The sequence below is a fragment of the Joostella sp. CR20 genome (assembly GCF_038433465.1).
GTDB lineage: Bacteria > Bacteroidota > Bacteroidia > Flavobacteriales > Flavobacteriaceae > Galbibacter.
In genome coordinates this window covers 69,681-87,580 of record NZ_JAESVF010000004.1, presented here as the reverse complement: position 1 = coordinate 87,580, position 17,900 = coordinate 69,681, and the positions used below count along the sequence as shown (strand labels likewise).

14 protein-coding genes are annotated in these 17,900 nt (G+C 34.0%); 6 read left to right on the top strand and 8 right to left on the bottom strand.

Annotation, left to right across the window (positions count from 1 at the left end):
• The first annotated feature begins 160 nt into the window (after nucleotides 1-160).
• A complete protein-coding gene (locus JMA43_RS07480) occupies nucleotides 161-1,831 on the top strand; it encodes a NupC/NupG family nucleoside CNT transporter (RefSeq protein WP_342155866.1) in 1,671 nt (556 codons plus the stop codon).
• A gap of 129 nt (nucleotides 1,832-1,960) precedes the next feature.
• Here JMA43_RS07480 and JMA43_RS07475 read toward each other — a convergent pair whose 3' ends face one another.
• From JMA43_RS07475 to JMA43_RS07465, 3 genes are all read right to left on the bottom strand, one after another.
• Nucleotides 1,961-2,431 (bottom strand): hypothetical protein, encoded by a 471-nt coding sequence (locus JMA43_RS07475; RefSeq protein ID WP_342155865.1) that lies wholly within the window; start codon nucleotides 2,429-2,431, stop codon nucleotides 1,961-1,963.
• A gap of 163 nt (nucleotides 2,432-2,594) precedes the next feature.
• A complete protein-coding gene (locus tag JMA43_RS07470) occupies nucleotides 2,595-3,878 on the bottom strand; it encodes a porin (protein ID WP_342155864.1) in 1,284 nt (427 codons plus the stop codon).
• Between the two features lie 28 nt (nucleotides 3,879-3,906).
• A complete protein-coding gene (locus tag JMA43_RS07465) occupies nucleotides 3,907-4,458 on the bottom strand; it encodes a YceI family protein (protein WP_342155863.1) in 552 nt (183 codons plus the stop codon).
• Nucleotides 4,459-4,840: 382 nt separating this feature from the next.
• Here JMA43_RS07465 and JMA43_RS07460 point away from each other — a divergent pair, with 382 nt between their 5' ends.
• The 4 genes from JMA43_RS07460 to egtD all read left to right on the top strand — a co-directional run bounded on the left by JMA43_RS07460 (nucleotide 4,841) and on the right by egtD (nucleotide 8,826).
• Nucleotides 4,841-5,665 (top strand): thymidylate synthase, encoded by an 825-nt coding sequence (locus JMA43_RS07460; RefSeq protein WP_342155862.1) that lies wholly within the window; start codon nucleotides 4,841-4,843, stop codon nucleotides 5,663-5,665.
• Between the two features lie 111 nt (nucleotides 5,666-5,776).
• Entirely contained in the window at nucleotides 5,777-6,631 is an 855-nt protein-coding gene (locus JMA43_RS07455; RefSeq protein ID WP_342155861.1) for an energy transducer TonB, read from the top strand.
• Nucleotides 6,632-6,689: 58 nt separating this feature from the next.
• Nucleotides 6,690-7,853 (top strand): ergothioneine biosynthesis protein EgtB, encoded by a 1,164-nt coding sequence (egtB, locus tag JMA43_RS07450; protein WP_342155860.1) that lies wholly within the window; start codon nucleotides 6,690-6,692, stop codon nucleotides 7,851-7,853.
• A gap of 16 nt (nucleotides 7,854-7,869) precedes the next feature.
• A complete protein-coding gene (egtD, locus tag JMA43_RS07445; protein WP_342155859.1) occupies nucleotides 7,870-8,826 on the top strand; it encodes an L-histidine N(alpha)-methyltransferase in 957 nt (318 codons plus the stop codon).
• A gap of 16 nt (nucleotides 8,827-8,842) precedes the next feature.
• Here the strand turns inward: egtD and JMA43_RS07440 are convergent, their stop codons facing one another.
• The 3 genes from JMA43_RS07440 to JMA43_RS07430 form a co-directional block, all read right to left on the bottom strand.
• Nucleotides 8,843-9,139 carry an isoamylase early set domain-containing protein gene (locus tag JMA43_RS07440; protein WP_342155858.1) on the bottom strand — a complete coding sequence of 99 codons (297 nt, stop codon included), beginning with the start codon at nucleotides 9,137-9,139 and terminating at the stop codon, nucleotides 8,843-8,845.
• Nucleotides 9,140-9,385: 246 nt separating this feature from the next.
• Nucleotides 9,386-10,477, bottom strand: coding sequence for an aminotransferase class V-fold PLP-dependent enzyme (locus JMA43_RS07435; protein ID WP_342155857.1), 1,092 nt, complete (start codon nucleotides 10,475-10,477; stop codon nucleotides 9,386-9,388).
• A 110-nt stretch (nucleotides 10,478-10,587) separates the two neighbouring features.
• Nucleotides 10,588-12,570 carry a putative porin gene (locus tag JMA43_RS07430; RefSeq protein WP_342155856.1) on the bottom strand — a complete coding sequence of 661 codons (1,983 nt, stop codon included), beginning with the start codon at nucleotides 12,568-12,570 and terminating at the stop codon, nucleotides 10,588-10,590.
• 186 nt (nucleotides 12,571-12,756) lie between these two features.
• Here JMA43_RS07430 and JMA43_RS07425 point away from each other — a divergent pair, with 186 nt between their 5' ends.
• Nucleotides 12,757-13,353 (top strand): ribonuclease HII, encoded by a 597-nt coding sequence (locus tag JMA43_RS07425; RefSeq protein WP_342155855.1) that lies wholly within the window; start codon nucleotides 12,757-12,759, stop codon nucleotides 13,351-13,353.
• Between the two features lie 67 nt (nucleotides 13,354-13,420).
• On the opposite strand, the gene JMA43_RS07420 is transcribed toward JMA43_RS07425, so the two are convergent.
• The gene (locus JMA43_RS07420) at nucleotides 13,421-14,821 is read right to left on the bottom strand and encodes a RagB/SusD family nutrient uptake outer membrane protein (protein WP_342155854.1); all 1,401 of its coding nucleotides are present in this window, start codon (nucleotides 14,819-14,821) and stop codon (nucleotides 13,421-13,423) included.
• A gap of 6 nt (nucleotides 14,822-14,827) precedes the next feature.
• The gene (locus JMA43_RS07415; RefSeq protein ID WP_342155853.1) at nucleotides 14,828-17,887 is read right to left on the bottom strand and encodes a SusC/RagA family TonB-linked outer membrane protein; all 3,060 of its coding nucleotides are present in this window, start codon (nucleotides 17,885-17,887) and stop codon (nucleotides 14,828-14,830) included.
• Nucleotides 17,888-17,900: the final 13 nt, after the last annotated feature.

Genomic DNA, 17,900 nt, shown 5'->3' with positions numbered 1-17,900 from the left:
GAAGCCGCCAAACTAAAACACCTAATTAAAATATTTTAGAATTCAACCTAAAATCATTAAGTTCACAGAAGAGTTCGAAATACTAAAACAATACTCTTTCAACTGAATACTATTTATAAACAATTACAACCTAATACAATAGGAAACAAATAAAAACGTGTTGAAAAAAATACTACTTCTACTATTAGCAATTTGTTTTACGGGTACATTAGTAGCGCAAGACATTGAAAAAAATTGGGTTTCTACCTCCAATACAACAAACTCTTTTGAAAAGTTAAACCTTAAAGAAGGAGATTTTCGCTTCACAAAAAACAAAGTAAAATATGCGGGAAGTTATATTTTACAAAACAACAACCTTATTTTTTACTACGATACTCCTACCGATAGTTTAGAGCGTTTTAAAGTAACCGAACTATCTGATTCTACGTTAGTATTTAAAAACAAAGCACATGCTCATCAACTCATTGCGAGCAACTCACTTGAAAATTTTACAGATACACAAGAAGCAACTCAAGAAATAATTCCGAGTAGCGGTTTTAGTATTCACAGTTTATGGCGCGGTGTTTTAGGTATGTTTTGCTTACTTCTTATTGCATTTTTATGCAGTAGCAACCGTAAAGCTATCAATTGGAAAACCATCGGAATAGGACTTGCAGCACAATTAATCTTAGCTGTAGGAGTTTTACAAATTTCATTCGTTCAAAAAGTATTCGAGTGGATTGGTGGAATATTTGTTTTGGTTCTCGATTTCACTGCTGCAGGAAGTGAGTTTTTACTTGGAGACTTAATGAACACAAGTAGTTTTGGATACATTTTCTTATTCCAAGTACTACCAACGATTATATTCTTTTCAGCATTAACATCTGTATTATTTTATCTCGGAGTTATCCAAGTTATTGTAAAAGGAATGGCAATTGGACTTTCTAAATTGTTAGGAATTTCTGGTGCTGAAAGTTTATCGGTAGCTGGAAATATATTTTTAGGACAAACGGAAGCTCCTTTAATGATCAAACCTTATTTAGAACGTATGACGCGTTCTGAAATTTTACTCGTTATGGTGGGTGGAATGGCAACTGTAGCTGGAGGTGTACTTGCAGCTTACATCGGCTTTTTAGGAGGCGATGACCCAGAGTTACGCTTACAATTTGCAAAACACTTACTTGCAGCTTCAGTAATGGCTGCACCAGGAGCTATTGTAATTTCAAAAATATTATATCCGCAACAAGAAGAAGTAGATACCAATGTAGAAGTTTCTGCTGATAAAATTGGTTCAAACATTCTTGATGCCATCGCAAATGGTACTACCGAAGGGCTTAAACTTGCTGCCAATGTTGGTGCTATGCTACTAGTTTTTATCGCTTTTATTGCCATGATAAATTATATTTTAGAATGGATTGGCGATTTTACAACCCTAAACGCAGTATTAAAAGACAACACACCTTATGAAACATTCTCGTTAGAATCTATCTTAGGATTTATTTTTGCACCACTTATGTGGCTCATTGGTGTTGCCAAAGAAGACATGATGCTTATGGGGCAACTTTTAGGAATTAAACTTGCAGCAAGTGAATTTGTAGGCTATGTACAGTTGGCGAGTTTAAAAGACATTACCAATGCTACGCATTTTACCTATAACAAATCGGTAATTATGGCTACATATATGTTGTGTGGTTTCGCCAATTTTGCTTCCATCGGAATACAAATTGGAGGGATTGGATCGTTGGCGCCAGGGCAACGCAAAAACCTTTCTGAATTTGGAATGAAAGCCGTAATTGGAGGTTCGATTGCTTCGTTACTTTCAGCTACAATTGCTGGAATGATTATCGGGTAACTTAAACAAGAAAGCAAAACTTATAAAATTAAAGCAAACAAATAATTAATAGTTATTGCTACAATACAAAAAAGGTTCAAGTTTTCACTTGAACCTTTTTTTGTCCTTCCGAAGAAGAAATTTATAATACTATAATTTTTCCGCAGGAATTAAAAAAGAGATTAAAACCGAATCTTTTACTTTTATCATTCCCAATGCTTTTGTTGGTGGCTCGATATCAAAATCTAACAAACTCACCTTTTCTTTTCCTTTCAGATACGTTTCTCCATCTTCTTCATGTTCAGAAATCTGAAAATCGTACCTATTTTGTTTTTGCTTTACTTTGATTAAAGTTTTAACGTCATCTTTATTTGATGCTACGTAAGCCGAATTATTTTCATCTAAATACAGAGAAATATAAGGATACTTATCTGCTTCGAAAAGCTCACGCAAATCGCGTTCCATGGCTTTACTCGGACATTTTAAAGCTGATACTGGGAGTTTTAAAACTCTCTCTGAAGCATCATTCACCTCCGACACAAAAGAGGCTTCCTCGCATGTGCATGAAAACTTATTGACATTGGTATACACTTGTATTTCTACTTTTCCTTGTGCATTCATTGTAAAAGATGAACAAAAAAGTAAGAAACTCACGAGCATATATTTTAACTTTAAACAAACCATAGCTTCTTTTTTTCTTTTATAAATGCGGTTGAAAAATCCGTTTCAACAAATTAGCTTATTCATTAAAACGGATTTTCTAATTATAGTTGCAATTGTTTTTTTAGAATGAAATCACTGCTTCAAGTACTCCACCGTGGAATTTCCCTTCGTTTAAAATACTGTTTACACCGAAGTCGTTATAATGTTGATTTACATATTCTGCTTTTACAAGAATATTTTTTGTCATGAACCAACCTGCAGCCACTTGGAATCTGTTAATTGAAACATCTTGACCAGAAATATCTTCTGAATTCACTAAGTTATAACGAGAACCTACGTATAGATTTTCATCTTTCCCGAAACGGTACAACAACTCAGCAGCATATTGATTTGCATGTCTGTTACTAGTTTCGTAATCTGCTCTACCTTTAGAAAGTTCAACAGTTCCGAAGAATTCCCAACCTCTGTATTTTACAAATGGGTTAAACATTAAAGCTGTAATACGGTTTGAAAATTTAGGATCGTAACGAGAAGCTCTAAAATCGTCGCTAGTAGCATCGGCAGCTTGCATTACATCATAATATCTAGCTCCTGCTCTATCTGCACTGTACAGGTACGAATTTGGCACATCTCCTGTATTGTAAATCGAACCTGTTAAACGAACTCTTAAATCGTCATTAATTTGTTTATCGTAACCTAATTTTGCTACAAATGAAGCTCCACCAGAAGTTCCGCTTTCATCTTCTTCTACAGATTGGTTTAATTTACCATTTGTAAATCCAGCCATTGCTAACCAGTTGTTACGTCTGTAGTAAACCTCTGCTCCTACCTCAGTAGTAAAGGCGTCCATAATTAAGTTTCCAACAAATGGGTTGTAAATTGCTTGTGCATTATCCGAACGTCTAAAGTGAGCATCCCCGTAGTTGGTTTCCATATGACCAATTTTAATGGTCGTATATTTCATCAAATTATCTAAGAACCCTTTATGTATAAAATCGAGTTTATCCATTAAAATATAACCGCCTTTTACATAAGGTTCGTTGTGGTGACGCGATGATAAATACGTACGTAAGTGCATTCTAATACCATCGTACAATTGTACATCTAAGTCTAAGTTTGCTGTAGGAAGGTTAAAGTTATTTCCTAAAGACTTTAATTCGTATCCAGCTAAATTTGCGTTTTCGTTATCCAATCCTTGGAATTGCAAAGCAAAAGATCCACCAACTCTAACCTTAACACCATCAAAGGTAGTAGCGGTGTCTTTTGGCGCCTCAAAAACATTGATACCACGTTTGTCTGGTTGCCTGTAATTATCTAAATCTCTATTGAAATTTACCTGTGCCTGCGAATAAAGCCCTAAAAGCATAGCAGTTGCAACAACTAATATTCTGCTAAATTTTGTCATATCAAGCTAATTTAAATATTTATAATTATTATTTTTTTAATGAAATGTTGTAGTGAATAGTCACTTCGTCTCCTGTGTTAATAGCTCCAAACATTGCTGTTGGTGGCTCGATATTAAAATCGGTTAACAAGAAGGTTTTTTCTCCTTTTAATTGAATAGCATCACCAGAAACTGTAGCCTCAACAGGTGCTGTAAAACTTTTTGAAGTTCCAGCAATATTCATATTACCTTTAAAAGCTGTAATTCCTGAAGCATTTTCCAAAACTTGGTCAATTTTAAAAGTAATGGTTGGATTATCGTCTTCTTTTAATGCATCATACATTTTTTTATCCATCCCCGATTTTCCACTTTCAAGTTTTTTAACCGTAAGTGCAAAGTTAAAATCGGTTACTTTTGTAAGTACGCCATCTGTTACAACAGCTTCAATTGCTCCTGTAGACTCGTTTGCTACACATTCCCAATCGTGTACTGTAGATGTTCCTGTTACCGATAACTTAGATGCGTTAACTTCGTATTTATCTTGTGCTTTTACTACAAAAGCTACTAGAAATAATAACAGATATAAAATATTCTTTTTCATAGTATTATGTTTTTATATGGACAAAATTACCACCCCTTCGCAGGTATATTTATGACATTTCTCATGCTTTTTTAAAGACTTCTTCTGTAAAGTTACAAATAATTGATTTACAATAACTTACATATTTATTATTTATGAGAAAAAAATTTAAATCAATTTAAAGCACATATCAAGGTGTTAATCTTATCATAAATTATTGCTGAATTTGAACTACAAAGCACCAACTCGTTAATAACCTATTAATAAATTTAGGCTGAAAGGTGTTTTGCTTTTGGTAACAATGATTATTTTCGTACCCTAGATGATGTTGAGTTGATCGCAAGAATCTTTTCTTGTTTTTTCAGAAGAAACTCTACAGAAACACCCAATAATAGGAAGTAAGATGAAGCAGTATCACGATTTAGTTAAACATGTTTTAGCCAACGGAAATGAAAAAGGAGACCGAACAGGAACCGGAACAAAAAGCGTTTTTGGATATCAAATGCGTTTTGATTTAAGCGAAGGTTTTCCGATGGTTACCACAAAGAAACTACATCTTAAATCGATTATCTACGAACTATTGTGGTTTTTAAATGGGGACACCAATGTAAAATACTTACAAGACAACGGTGTGCGTATTTGGAACGAATGGGCAGACGAAAATGGTAATTTAGGTCCTGTTTACGGACACCAATGGAGAAATTGGAATAGCGAAGAAATAGACCAAATTAAAGAAGTTGTTGATACATTAAAGAACAATCCTAACAGCCGTAGAATGCTTGTTTCTGCATGGAACCCAAGTGTTTTACCAGATACTTCGGTTTCCTTTTCAGAAAATGTTTCAAACGGAAAAGCAGCACTTCCTCCTTGTCATGCTTTTTTTCAGTTTTATGTGGCCGACGGAAAACTTTCTTGCCAACTCTACCAACGTAGTGCCGATATCTTTTTAGGAGTCCCATTTAACATTGCATCATACGCGCTTTTTACCATGATGATGGCTCAGGTTTGTGGCTACGAGGCTGGAGATTTTATTCACACTTTTGGAGATGCACACATATACAACAATCATGTTTCTCAACTAGAACTTCAACTATCTAGAGAACCGAGACCATTACCTACCATGAAATTAAATCCGGAGGTAAAAGATATTTTCAGTTTTAAATTTGAAGATTTCACACTCGAAAACTACGATCCGCATCCACACATTAAAGGTGCTGTTGCAGTTTAAATAGTATTTGACGTAAGGTTTTTTACGGGCACTTATTTTTAACTAAACAAAAAACTCGTAGTTGAGTAAATTTTCACTATATTCATAATCTACTTTTAATGAAGAGAATAGATGATGAATATTTTAAAAATCTTATGTGTCTTTTTTATTTCAACTGTTGCATTTTCACAAGAGGAAATTTTTATTTTTTCTGAAGTAGATAAAATCCCTCTTTTCAAGCAGAGTGAATGTCAAACAAAAAGCGAAGAATGCTTCAAACTTGATTTACAAAACCACATAAAAGAAGTATTTGAATATCCTGAAGAATCGTTTTTAAACAGAATTGAAGGCAATGCATATGTTCAATTTACAATAAACGACAAAGGCATTGTTTCAGACATTAAAACAAGAAGTACAGACTCTTTATTTCAACTTGAAGCTCACCGAATTATAAATTTACTTCCGCAATTTACTCCTGCCTACAAAAATAATATTCCAGTAACTACCAAATATTCGTACGCAATACATTTTAATATTGAAGAGCTTGATAGCATTACTTCATATGAAGAAGTTGCTGTAGCACCAGTATTATATAATAAATGTACTAAACGAACTTCCGATACCGAATGCTTTAAAAAAGAAATTATGGACTTCTTTTTTGATAACATTATTTATAAAAACCTCCAAAACCATAAGAAAACCAATTACACAAATCTTGATAATAAATATTTTGAAGCAAAGTTTTATTTCGAAATTACTCCCAACGGACTTATTCAAAATATTGTAATTGCATCTCAAAGCCCTCCTCTAAAAGCTGAAATACAAAGGGTTTTCCAAAACACACCAATTTCTATAACCCCGGCTAAAAACGAAAATGGCTCTCCTACTTTTTGTTATTTTTCAGATGAAATAAAAATTGTGAGCAAAGTTAGAATTAGAGAAGTTGTTACCCCTAACATTTCACGTCCTTTAAGTAGTTTTAACTAAGCTAGTTACAAATCATCCATTTTAAATCCTTATTTTTATTAAAAAAGAAAAAATTAGAATGTTAGTAACCAACAACCTCACAAGTAATTTCCTCCAAACTCGATTAGCAACAGAAGAAATTTGCGCTCCCCTCACACAAGAAGATTACGTAATTCAACCAAAAGAAGAAGTCTCACCTCCAAAATGGCATTTAGGGCATACTACCTGGTTTTTTGAAGAATTCATTTTAAAAAAATACAATCCAAATTATACCGAATACGACACAAACTTCAGTTTTATTTTTAATAGCTACTACGAAAGTGTAGGCGAAAAAATCTCGCGAATAAACAGAGGAAACCTTTCTAGACCAACGGTTGAAGAAGTGTATAAATACCGTGATTATGTTACCAATGCCTTAGCAGAATTTTTAGATGAAAATACTTCCGAAGAAATTAGCAACTTGGTTACACTAGGAATTCACCATGAAAAACAACATCAAGAACTGTTATTTACAGACATTAAATATATTTTAGGAACCAACCCACTATTTCCACATTACTCGGAAACATTTGAAGAGAACATCGTTGAGAAACAAAAAAATAAATGGATTAAAATTCCAGAAGGAATCTATGAAATTGGTCATGCTACAACCGACTTTTGTTTTGACAACGAACTAGGGAAACACAAAGTTTTTGTCAACAATTATAAAATCTCCAACAAACTCGTAACCAACCAAGAATACTTAGAGTTTATAAACGACGGCGGATATCAAAACTTTAACTATTGGCATGCCGAAGGTTGGGATTGGGTTCAAAAAAACAATATTACAGCACCTTTATATTGGCATAAAATAAACAACGAGTGGCAACAATACACTTATAAAGGCATCAAACCTATCGATTTGGAAGCGTCTGTTACACATATTTCATATTACGAAGCATTTGCGTACGCCGAATGGAAAGGTTTCCGACTACCAACAGAATTTGAATGGGAAATAGCTCAAGATTATTTTGATTGGGGAAAACGTTGGGAATGGACAGAAAGTGCTTACCTCCCCTATCCAAACTACAAAAAAGCTGAAGGAGCCTTAGGTGAGTATAACGGCAAATTTATGGTCAACCAAAAAGTTTTAAGAGGAGGCTCGGTTGTAACTCCAAAAAACCATACACGCTACACCTATCGCAATTTTTTCCATCCGTATTTAAGATGGCAGTTTACAGGAATCCGATTGGCAAAAAAATAATTATTCAATAAAATTTATGCTGAAATTAATCTTAAATAGTTTTAAAGAAGATGTTTACCGAGGTCTAACTTCACAACCAAAAAAACTCCCTTCTAAATATTTTTACGACAAAAAAGGAGACAAAATTTTTCAGCAGATAATGAGCATGCCTGAATATTATCTCACCAATGCCGAGTTAGAAATTATTCAGCAAAACACACAAGAAATAGCCAAACTTTTTAATTCTGAAAATGGTTTTGATTTAATAGAATTGGGTGCAGGCGATGGCAAAAAAACAAAAGTATTACTGCGTTATTTACAACAACAAAACTACAATTTCTCGTACTTACCGATAGACATTAGCAACAATGCCCTTGAAGGCTTAAAAACTTCGTTAGAAAAAGAATTACCAAAAGTAAAAGTACAACCGCAACAAGGTATGTATTTTGAAGTACTCAATAGGTTAGCAAGTTATAAAGATCGAAAGAAAATAATTATGTTTCTAGGCTCTAATATTGGGAATTTAGAACATCATAAAGCGATTGAATTTATGCAAAACATACAAGAAAGCATGAATCCAAACGACTTGCTATTTATGGGTTTTGATCAAAAAAAAGATCCTCAAAAAATTATCGACGCATACAGCGACAAAGCAGGGATTACTGAAGCTTTCAATAAAAACTTATTACTTCGGATAAACACCGAATTGGATGCCAATTTTAATATTGAAAACTTTATGCATTGGGAAACCTACGATCCTGAAACTGGGACTGCAAAAAGTTTTTTGGTTTCCAAAGAGACTCAAAATGTCAACATTAAAAAAATCGATTTAGAAGTTCATTTTAACGCATGGGAAACCATTCATACTGAGATTTCTCAAAAATACGACAAGTCTCTAATCAATTGGTTGGCCGATAAAGCTTCTTTAAAAATAGAGCATGAGTTTACCGATACAGCACAATTATTCAAAAATGTACTGTTCAGCAAAAAATAAAACCTTGAACTATTACTTAAACGTGTAACACTGCGTTTTCAGTTCCAGCAAAGTCATTCCACTTAAAAGCATCGGCTTCAGCCTCGTTGGTGTAAGTTCCATCGATGATATATCGAAACTCGTAGGCGCTATCTTTTGGCATTTCAAAAGTACCTTTAAAATGTCCATTTTTTAATTTTTTAAGCGATGCCGACTCAGGATTCCACTCATTGAAATCGCCCACAACAACCACTTCGTTTGCTTCATTTGCAGGAACCGTAAAAGTAACTTTACAAATAGGTCGAGACTTTAAATATTGTTTTGAAATAGCCATAACATTTTATATTTAACGGATTAATTCTTATCAAAAGAAGAAATTAAAAACATCATAAACAACTAGTAAACAAATATTTATCGTTTTATTAAAACAGCCTTAACCAAATAGCGAAATACGCAAAATAATATCCATAAAAATGGAAAAAGTCAACTCTCTCAACACATGTTCGAATTACATAAATCAGCAAAAATTAAAAACATATTAATGTAAATGATAAGATTTTAAACCCTTTTAGTGAGTTAACTATGAGTGCTTTAAAATATTGGCAATCTTATCGATATCTTTCTTGGTGTTATACAAATGAAAACTCACTCGCACGCCATCTCCACGCAACGAAAATACAATTCCTCTAGCTTTTAAAGCTTCAATCATTTTTGCTGAAACCGATAAATTAAAAATTGTAGAATGCTGTTTTCTGTTCACTACCATCGGAGAAAGTAAGTTTAAAGCTGAAAATTTCTCTTTTGCATACTCTGAAAGTTCATGTAGATGTGCTGTTATTTCTGAAACTCCAATTTCTGTAAATTGGTCAATAGCAAACAAAAGACTTCCAAAGTTTAACGTATCGTGATGTCCAGGCTCAAAATGACTTGTAATATGATTTTTATGCTGAAGAAAATCTTCCTTTCGCGGTTGAAACTTTAATGATTCGGTATACAACATTTTAGCCACATCATCTTTAATAAGCATATAACCATTTCCATAGCCAGCCAACATCCATTTATATCCGCTTCCGCCGAAAACATCAATTCCTGAATTTTTAAATGAAAAACTTTCTGTACCGCCATATTGGGTAGCATCAGCAACAAAAATAGTCTTTGGATACTTTTCTTTTAACCGATTAATAAACTCCAAATCGATTTTTATTCCGTTTACATATTGCACAATACTAAAAGCAAAAACATCAGGCTGAGCATCGGAAAAAGCAGATTCAATGCTTTGCTCTAAGTTTTCGGTTAGTTTTATTGTAGACACATCTTTAAACCCAGCACTTTCAAAAGGCCAATTTAACGACGGATAATCATCCTCCAAAAGCAATATTTTTTTGGAAAGTTCCAATCCGCTCACAAAAGTTTTTAAAGCAAACGAAAAGTTTGGTGTTAATACCGTTTGAGTCTTTTCAGCATCAAAAAAATCTGCAACTCCTTTACGTACAGCTTCTATTTGTTCGTTAACCGACTCTCTAAATTTACTACCTCCTATTAAAAAATCGATATCGTGCCCTTGTCGCCATTCCATTAAACTTTCGGAGAGCAAGCCAGAAGCAGCTGTGTTTGCATATGTATATTGACTCAACACGGGGAAGTCTTTTAAAAAAGTATCAATTGTAGCCATAAAATTAAACATAAAATTAAACTAAGGTTTACAACAAAGATACAGTTTTGATACCGTATTGGGATTACTAAATTGTGAGTCAGTTATCGCAAAAGCTTCATAAATCACTATTACGTAAAGAAATTCCATACAACACCAAAACGCACTATAAAATCTCGATACGGATAGTTTGGTGCGGAATAATATTTATTGTCGCTAAACGGCGAGTTAAAATGCTCTGCTTTTAAGTAGATTCTTGTACGTCGAACTTTTGCATTGATAAAGAAATCAAGCATTGGATGTCCACCTAGTTTCTCACGGTCTTGAACCAGTAACTCCCCTAAAACTGGACTGTAAGAATTCATATAATATTCTGAAAAATACTTAGCAGTTACTCCAACTTGAAGGTACAACGCCTTTTTAAACAAGTGGTTTGAGTAGTACAATGTGTTACGAGTAACAAGTTGAGGCACATTTAAAATATCCTCATCCTGACTCACATTTTGATACATGATAGTATTTGCTAAGCCCCAACGACGCCAAAAATGTAGGTCGTTACTCAGTTTTATTTTTAACGAATTGATAGTTCCATCCGCTTGCCTTGGAGTTACGCGCTGTATATCGTCTGAAACAATTTCAAGTGAATCTCCAGTTTCTAGATTTTCTTCAAAAAAAGTATACTTATCTCTCACAGTGTAAGCAACACTTAGACGTCCCCATTTTTTTGAATTTATTGCTCCTTGTAAGGTACTTATCTTTTCTCTTTCAAATTCATCTTGATTATCCCAATTATAGTCTTTATAATCACTTTGGTAGAGTAAGAAATTAAAATTTGGCATTCTAGACGAACCGTGTAAACTCGCTTCGATATCCAAATCGTTTGTAAGCTGATAATCCATGGTAGCGTTAAAGGTTGTTCCGCCCATGTCTCCAACTATATTTTGAGTAAAATCTCCCTTTAGTGAAAATCCCCCTAATTGTTTTTTAAATGTTCCTCCAATGGAGATTTCGTTATCTCGTAACTGATTGGTTATGGTTTCGGTTTCATTAATCACCAAACTATTAAAGTAGTAATTGTACTTATAGAAGTTCACCAAAAAAGTAGCTTCTCCAACAATTTTGCTGTTGTAATTTAAATTTAACTGATTAAAAAATGTTTTCAATCTTGATAAATCATTAATATCAGAAGCTTGATATGAATCCCCAAAATAGGTATTTGCATCTTCTTGACGGAATTCATACCTTTTGGTTTCGTAGTTTAATTGATGTCCTACCGAAAGTCCGTAGTTTTTCAAAGAATCTTGCTCTTTAAACAAGAAATATTCATGGTCAATAAAATAGCGTTTACCGAGTAAAAAGTTTTCAGCATCTTCAAATCGAACATCAATTCGCGAACGGTCGTTAAACTCATCATCGTTAGAAGTAAACTGCTCTGGCACTGCCAAACCTCCGTTTTCTTCATTTAAAATATCTTGAGACGTGTAATGTCCTCTTAAAAAATACTTACCGTTTTTCGTTTGGTAATTGGTAGTAAATCTAAAGTTTCCAGTACTCGATAAAATATGTTGGTACTTCCCTAAAGAACGCATTCCTTTATATGCAATCGACATGTTTAATTGTGGCGAAGTATTTAGTGTTATCATCGCGTCCAAAATTTGCCCCTGCTCCATTACCGTTTTGTAAAAAAGTTCGGTTGTTGGTGTAGGCACGCGGTAGTAATCAATATCTTCAGCCTCCATATAATTGTTATACTTGGCCTCGGCTCCCATTCGTGGGTAAAAACTCTTTTCTTCTGTAATGGCACCTAAAATATTGTACGTTTGCCCAACATTCGAAAATGGCAACAATTCAAAATCGTCTTTTCGTAAGTAATTATATTTGTACTCTTTGTAAATTGTGAGTGTGGTATCGAACGTAGTAGTATCTCTAGCATAAGAGATAATTTTATAATCCTCTATTGGAAATGTATCTCCCTTTTTTTTCTGAGGAGTTTTCTTCTTTTCGGTAAGCACCAAAGTAGTATCGCGTACTACATTAGGTTCTTGTTCTGTTTGAGCATTGGCCACCCCAAGACTTAACCCAAAAAAGAAAAACAAAAAATTAAAATATTTCATTCATTTTTGATTTGAAAGCAAAGGTATATTATTTGAGCGAAACCCAAACAGCAGCTTTTGCTATTTTTCTACTGAAAAAGATACGGATTCCTGATAACTTTATAACTTTAGCCGCAATAAACTGAAGCTTGAAAAATTCAACACACTTCAGTATGTACATACCCTTGATTATTAAAAACGATTCAAATGCAAAAATCGTATAGCAATTTATTACTTGAAGCTGGCACAGATGAAGCTGGACGCGGATGTTTAGCGGGGCCTGTTACTGCCGCCGCTGTAATTCTACCACCTTCTTTTGAGAATAAAATTATAAACGACTCCAAGCAACTCACAGAAACTAAACGAATGCTTTTAAAGCCAATAATTGAAGAAGAAAGCTCATTTTTTGGTGTTGCACATATTTTCCCAGAAGTCATTGACGAAATCAATATTTTAAACGCTTCGATTTTAGCCATGCACAAAGCATTGGATAAAATGAACACAAAAATTGAGCATATTATTGTAGACGGAAATAAATTTAAGTCCTATAATAACATTCCTCACAATTGTATTGTAAAAGGAGATAGTAAATATTTAAGTATTGCGGCTGCTTCTATTTTAGCAAAAACCTACCGCGATTTGTACATGGAGCAAATACATGAAGAATACCCAATGTACAATTGGAAGAAAAACAAAGGTTACCCCACTAAAGAACATCGAGAGGCAATAAAAAAATATGGCGCTACAAAATACCATCGCACTTCGTTTAGGTTATTACCAGAACAACTAAAACTAAATTTATAAAAAGGTAAAGCCCACCAACTTTGGTGGGCTTTAAATTTATTAGCATGTATTCAAATAAATCCTTTAATTAATATTGATCGTTTTGAACAATATTCGAGTTTGCATTAATCTCTGCATTTGTTATAGGATATGCTAATCTATAATCTCCATAAGGAACTGTAGCCTGTAAGTTTTGTTGTGCATATAATTTTTCAACACCTTCTCCGTTTCTAACGAAATCATCAAAACGGAAACCTTCAAACATTAACTCCTTTCTACGTTCTAATAAAATATTTTCCTTAGTAGCAGAAGTATAAGGTGTAGCACCTCTATTAGAAGCAATCATGTTTAATTGTGTTAAGGCATCTCCTCCAGTTTCTAATAACGCTTCAGCATAATTAAGAATTACTTCTTCGTAGCGAATAACAGGGACGTTATCATAACCTCTATTATCTGGATATTTCCCTATATTTCTAAGACGATCTCCTTCGTAACCTAAAATACCTGTTGGATTTCCATCTGCATCTGGGAAAAGACCTCTAACGTCAGTATCTTCAAATATATCTTTAACTTCGTTTATAACTTGAACATCTCCGTAACTTCCTGCATCACCTAATCTATAAATATAAGCAAGACCATTAATACCTTGATTATCTGTTGCACTAAAAGCTAATTCAAAAATTGAATTTGACGAACCATCTTGTGCCCAAGATCCAACAAAATCACTAGCCGACAATACAGTATACAATTTAGAATTAATTACAGCTTCTGCAGCTGCTTTAGCTTCTGCCCACATTCCAAAATATACATTAAATCTAGACTGCAATGCTTTTGCTGCATATTTGTTTAAAAACTGTTTTGAAGAATCATTATATGCTGTACTCATCATATCAAAACCAGTTTGAAAATCTGCAGCTATATCAGTTTTATTTTCTTCAATAGTGTTTCTACTTGGGAACAAATCTTCCCCTTTAAATTCCTTTACATAGGGTACTCCAAGAGTTCCACCAGCATGCATTTGCCCATAAGACTTCAATAAATCAAAATGAGCTAGAGCTCTTAATGTATATGCTTGTCCTTGAAGATGTTTTGCATAATCTAAATCTCCATCAAGTACCGAGATATCTTGATTAATAACAATATTTGCAGAAGCAATTACATCATATGCATTATCCCAAATATAATCGTTGTTTTCGTTATAGGCCATTTGAGCTTCTGTCGTAAAACGACCAGAACTACCATTAGCAAAACAGTTATCAGTTCTAACTTCGTTAGTAATTATATAATCTCTACCATAATACTCACTAGAAGTCATTGCACTATAAGCTCCTTTTATTATTCCTTCAAGGTTACTTACAGTAGTAATCCCACCTTCAACAGGTTTATTCTGTTCTGTAGAAGGATCTAAGTCATCTGTAGTACAAGAATTAAGTCCAACTATGGAAATTGCTACAAATGCTACTTTATATATAAAATTAATTCTCTTCATAATTTTTTAAAATTTAACGTTTAATCCGAAAATGAATGATTTAACAGGAGGTGTTGTTAAACTTGTAAAACCGTCAGCTGCTGTCTCAGGATCGTACTTTAAACGATCATCTTTCACCCAAGTATATAGGTTTGTTCCTCTAACAAATAATCTTAAAGCATCTATCCCTATAGTCTCTGTAATATTCTGGTTAAAATCATACCCAAAAGTTAAGTTTCTCAAACGGAAAAAATCTCCTTCATATAAAAACTTATTACTATTTTGCCAAGGTTTTGCTGTATACTCCATTTTTGGAAATCTAGCCTCGTCTCCTGGTTCTTGCCATCTATCAAGAATAGCATCTACCCCATTATATAAATCTAAAGAAAATCTATCTGTACCGTTTGTATAACGTGTCCAGTCTTCGAAAACTTTGTGACCTCCTGCATAGTATCCGTTAGCATCTAAAAAGAAACCATAAGCATCTACATGGAAATTAAGACCTGCTGTAAATGTTGGCAATGCACTTTCGCCTTGCCATACTTGGTTTGCTTGAGACCAAGAAGTAGTAGTTTCACTTCCTTCTCCATCTACATACCACTCATCTAAACCAGTTTCTGTATTAACACCAGCCCAAGAAACCATATACCATCCGTATACTGGATGACCAGCTTCTACTCTTCTAGTACCTGTTGTGATATTGATTTCTTCACCTGCACCATCAAGTGCAGTTTCTAAAACTTTATTTTCGTTAGTAGCCATATTACCTCCTAGCGATAGGTTAAAGTTATTAGAACGAACAATATCAAAATTAACTTCCAATTCCAAACCTTTATTTTCCATTCTACCAACATTTTGAGTTTGGCTAGTAAAACTTGTAGTTAATGAAAGTGGCACTGATAATAATAAATCTTTAGACTCTCTGTAATAGTATCCAACATTTGCAGTAATTCTATTATTGAAGAATCCTAACTCTGTACCAATGTCATATGTATGTGAAGTCTCCCAAGAAAGATCGCTGTTACCAAATGTTCCAGGGTAAGAAGCTCCTGTTCCTGCATAATCAGAATCATAGTTTAATAATGACTGATATAAATTCAATCCGATATTAGCATTACCTGTAACTCCATAAGAAGCTCTAAGCTTTAAGTTACTTATTACATTACTATCAGCTAAGAAAGATTCTCTATGTACATTCCACGCACCTCCAACAGACCAGAAGTTACCCCATCTATGATCATCAGCAAAACGAGAGTTTCCTTCTCTTCTATATGTAGCATCAAATACATACTTACCATTAAATCCACTATAATGTAATAGTCCCATATATGATGCAATAGCCCAATCTGTAAAATAAGAATTCGCAGTAGTTGGATTTCCTGATGAGTTTAAGTTAGTTAAACCATCATCAGAGAATGAGTCTCCATCAGCTTCTAAATAATAATACCTGTTTTTTTGATATTCTTGTAATGCTTTCAAATCAATTGAATGCTCTTCAGAAATATTCCAAGTATAATCTAAATAATTTTGGAATACATAGTTTGCTCTACTAGAGTGCGACTGCCATCCATAACCGTTTGTACTAGCCCCATCACCATCTATCCTGTTACGGTAACGCTTATAGTTATAGACTTGATAATCTATATTTGCACGAGTAGTAAACCTTAAATTCTCTACTGGTGTTTCCCATTCTAATGAATTGTTAGATAAAATTCTAACTAACTGAGAGTCATCAATATCTTCTTGTGAAATCCATAATGGATTTGGTAAAGTTGTATTTAAATTTATTTCTCCATTTTCATCATAAGGTTGCTCAATTGGAGGAGCAAAAAACTTAACTGTTCTTGGTGAAGAAAAATAAGCACTTGTTTCTAACAATCCATCTTGATAAGAATGTGACGCACTATTATTCGTTCTAAACTTTAGTTTGCTATTCAAAGATTTTTGAAAATTAACTTGCCCTGTAATTCTCTCAAACTCAGAACCAATCACAGTTGCTTCCTGATTAAAATATCCTAAAGAAGCGTAAAAATTATGATTTTCATTACCTCCACTAGCCGAAAGGTTATATTCTCTAAATGCTGCATCTTTATTAGTAACAACTTCATCCCAATTAGCTTCTTGACGACCTGCTTGATTCCAATCGTAATAAGCAGATCCAAAGAAACCTAAATTATTTTCATAAAACTGCTGAGCTTCATCTCTAGAAAAACCTTGGCTTGTTCCATATGTGTTGTAAAGAGATTCATAATACAACATCTCTCTTTCTGCTCCAGTTAAAACATCTGGTCCTTTAACAGCATCATTTGAAAAACCATAAGAAGTGTTAAAAGCTATAGAAGTTTTCCCTTCTCTACCTTTTTTAGTAGTAATTACGATAACCCCATTTGCTCCACGAGCACCATAAGCAGCTGTAGCAGATGCATCTTTTAACACTGTTACACTCTCAATATTATTACTACTGATACTTGCTAAAGGAGATAATGAAGACCCTGAAGATTGATTACCAGCATTATCAGTATTTGTTACAGGAACTCCATCAATAACATACAATGGATTATTTCCTGCTGTAATAGAACTAATACCTCTAATACGGATATCTGCAGTAGATCCAGGAGTACCAGAAGAGTTATTCATAACTAAACCTGCTACTTTACCTTGAAGTACTTGATCCACAGAGGCTACAGGAACTTGCTCTATAGCTGCAGCATCTACTTGAACAGTAGAACCTGTCAACTCTGCTTTACTAGCAGAAGCATACCCTAAAACTACTACTTCATCAAGTGCCTGAGCGTCTTGCTCCAACACTACGTTTATTGTACTTGCAGCACCAACTGTTTTTTCAACAGTTTTTTGCCCTACATACGAATAAACCAATTTCCCTCCCACAGATGCAGAAATTGAATAATTTCCGTCAAAATCTGTTTGAGTACCTGTGGACGTACCCTTAACAGTTACATTCGCTCCCGGTAACGGCAGCCCATCCTGGTCTGTTACGACACCAGTAATCGTCTTCTCCTGCGCATAGGAGAACTGTAAAACCAACACAGTAATAAGTGTCAGCATCCAAGTAAACTTTGATCTCATATTTTAATTAATT